Genomic DNA, 2,943 nt, shown 5'->3' with positions numbered 1-2,943 from the left:
CGCCGGGGTTGAGGCGGTCGGTCATGGCGCAGACGATACCGCCGTAGCGCGGGACCCAGTCGGTGGTGACGCGCCGTTGACGGTGATCAACACCATGGCTTGTTGCAAGATGTTGGCAACAAAGAGTCGGCGCAAATAAGCTGAGCCGGTCGGTGTGGACCCGCCCGCCGCGCCCCGGGAGGTCGAGTGGAAACCCTGGCGATGCACATCTCGAACGGGATCATCGACGGTCCCGTCGCCGCGGTCTTCGCCGCCTTCGCGCTCGCCGTGCTCACCCTCTGCGTGCTGCGCGGCCGCCGTGACCTGGACGACCGGTTGGCCCCGATGGCGGGCCTGGTGGCCGCGTTCATCTTCGCGGTGCAGATGCTCAACTTCCCGATCTTCACCGCCGGGGTGAGCGGTCACCTGCTCGGTGGCGCGCTCGCCGCCCTGCTGGTCGGCCCGTGGGTCGGCGCGCTCTGCGTGGCGGTGGTCCTCGTCGTGCAGGCGCTGGTCTTCGGCGACGGCGGGGTGGCCATGCTCGGCCTCAACATCACCAACATGGCGATCCTCGGCACCGCCGCGGCGTACCTGCTGATCGCGCTGCTGCTGCGGGTGCTGCCGCGTACCCCGGCCGGGCTCGGGGTGACCGCGTTCGTGTCGGGCCTGGTCAGCGTGGTGGTCGCCAGTCAGGGCTTCGTCCTGCAGTACTGGCTGGGCGGCACCACCGACCTGGGCGGCAACCTCGCCGGGCTGGCCGGCACGATGGCCGGCGTCCACCTGCTGATCGGCGTCGGCGAGGGCCTGATCACCGCCACCACGGTGGTCACCGTCGCCAAGGTCCGCCCCGACCTGGTGTACGCGCTGCGGGCCCTGAAGCCGGCCGCGCCCGCCGTCGTCGTTCCGGTCGCCGGGGGGGCCCGATGAGGAAGCGCAACTGGGGCTTCGTCCTCGGCGGCCTGCTGGTCGCCCTGCTGCTCGCCGGGGTGGTCAGCAACTACGCCTCGGCGCACCCGGACGGGCTCGACTCGTCCCTGCTCAAGGGCTGCACGGTGAACGCCGACGGCGAGATCACCGGCGGTAGCTGCCCCGCGCAGCGCGCCGAGGACCACGAGCTCGCCGACAGCCCGCTCGCCGACTACGGCATCCGGGGCGTGGACAACCGATTCCTCTCCACCGGCCTCTCCGGCGTCCTCGGCGTGCTGCTCACCTTCGCCCTCGGCGGCGGCCTCTTCCGGCTGGCCCGCCGGCACAACCCCGCCGGTCCCCGCACGCCGGGCGGCGACCTCGCCGGTCCCCGCACGCCGGGCGGCGACCCCGCCGGTGACGGCACGTCGGGCGGCGACCCGGCCGGTCCGGGGACGTCGGGCGGCGACCCGGCCGCGGGCGGGGCGGTCGGCGACACCGAGCCGGCCGACGCCGGGCGGCGCGCGGCCCGCGCCGGCTGAGGGGGTACGCCGACATGGGCGCGGGACACGCGCACGTGCTCTACCGCGGGTCCACCTCCCCGGTGCACCGCCTCCCGCCCGAGGTGAAGATCGCCGCGATGGTGCTGTTCACCGTCGCCGTGGTCGCCACGCCACGGGAGGCGTACTGGGCGTTCGGCGGGTACGCCCTGCTGGTCGCCGCCGTGGCGGCGCTGGCCCGGGTGGGCCCCCGCTGGCTGCTCGGCCGGGCGCTGATCGAGCTGCCGTTCGTGCTCTTCGCGTTCGCGCTGCCGTTCCTCGGCACGGGGGAGCGGGTCGAGGTGGCCGGGGTGAACCTCTCCGTGGACGGGCTGCTGGGCGGCTGGAACATCCTCGCGAAGGGGACGCTGGGCGTACTGGCGTCGCTCCTGCTGGCCGCGACCACGACGACGCGGGACCTGATCGTCGGCCTGGACCGGCTGCGGTGCCCGCAGGTCCTCACCCAGATCGCCACCTTCATGCTGCGCTACCTGGACGTGCTGGTGGGCGAGGCCCGGCGGATGCGGGTGGCCCGGGTGTCCCGGGGCGACGACCCGCGTTTCCTCTGGCAGTTGCGCGGCTTCGCCGCCGGGATCGGCGCGCTCTTCCTGCGCGCGTTCGAGCGCGGCGAGCGGGTCTACCTGGCCATGGTCTCGCGCGGCTACTCGGGCCGGATGCCGGCGGTCTGGCAGGGCGCCGGCGCCGCCACCGCCGGCCAGTGGGCGGCCGCCGCGACAGTGCCGCTGGCGGCCGTCGCCATCGCCGCGGCCGCGGTCGTGCTGACATGATCGGGTACGTGCAGACGGCTCCCTCCCTGGACGTGCGCGGCGTCCGGTACGCCTATCCGGACGGTCACGTCGCCCTGCACGGGGTGGACCTGACCGTGCCGCGCGGGGACCGGGTGGCGCTGCTCGGGCCGAACGGCGCGGGCAAGACCACCCTGGTGCTGCACCTCAACGGCATCCTCACCGCGACCGAGGGGACGGTCGCCGTTGGTGGGCTGACGGTCAGCCGGGACCGGGACACCCTGGCGGAGATCCGCCGCCGGGTGGGCATCGTCTTCCAGGACCCGGACGACCAGCTCTTCCTGCCCACGGTCGCCGAGGACGTCGCGTTCGGCCCGGCCAACCTGGGGCTGCGCGGCGCGGAACTGGCCGCGCGGGTCGACGAGGCGCTCGCCGCGGTGGGGATGAGCGAGCACCGGGACCGGGCGCCGCACCATCTGTCGTTCGGTCAGCGCCGCCGGGTGGCGGTGGCCACCGTGCTCGCGATGCGCCCGGAGATCCTGGTCCTCGACGAGCCGTCGTCCAACCTCGACCCGGCCGCCCGGCGGGAACTGGCGGAGATCCTGCGCGCCCTCCCGGTGACCCTGCTGATGGTCACCCACGACCTGCCGTACGCGGCGGAGCTCTGCGACCGCTCGGTGATCCTCGACGCCGGCCGCATCGTCGCCGACGCCCCCACTCTCCAGCTCCTCTCCGACGACCCCCTCCTGGCCCGCCACCGCCTCGAACTCCCC

At 74.4% G+C, this 2,943-nt stretch carries 3 protein-coding genes and 1 pseudogene; all 4 read left to right on the top strand.

Going from position 1 to position 2,943, the window contains the following annotated elements:
• Positions 1–186 precede the first annotated feature (186 nt).
• Complete coding sequence (locus DKT69_RS26970) at positions 187–906, top strand: energy-coupling factor ABC transporter permease (protein WP_109804308.1); 720 nt, start codon at positions 187–189, stop codon at positions 904–906.
• Positions 903–1,283, top strand: a pseudogene (locus DKT69_RS40145) (PDGLE domain-containing protein); the annotation flags it as partial. The gene DKT69_RS26970 and the pseudogene DKT69_RS40145, both read left to right, overlap by 4 nt.
• Before the next feature lie 158 nt (positions 1,284–1,441).
• On the top strand, positions 1,442–2,212 hold the full coding sequence (gene cbiQ, locus DKT69_RS26960) for a cobalt ECF transporter T component CbiQ (protein ID WP_109804306.1): 771 nt from the start codon (positions 1,442–1,444) through the stop codon (positions 2,210–2,212).
• Positions 2,209–2,943 (top strand): energy-coupling factor ABC transporter ATP-binding protein (locus DKT69_RS26955; protein ID WP_109804305.1); only part of this gene is annotated, 735 nt, incomplete at its 3' end. The genes cbiQ and DKT69_RS26955, both read left to right, overlap by 4 nt.

This window comes from Micromonospora sicca (assembly GCF_003172935.1).
Classification (GTDB): Bacteria; Actinomycetota; Actinomycetes; order Mycobacteriales; family Micromonosporaceae; genus Micromonospora; species Micromonospora sicca.
The sequence above is the reverse complement of the archived record's forward strand: the minus strand, read 5'-3'. Positions and strand labels throughout refer to the sequence as shown.

Bases quoted from the DNA above. Each gene is read 5' to 3' on its own strand.
- cbiQ (WP_109804306.1), top strand. From the start codon at position 1,442: ATGGGCGCGGGACACGCGCACGTGCTCTACCGCGGGTCCACCTCCCCG.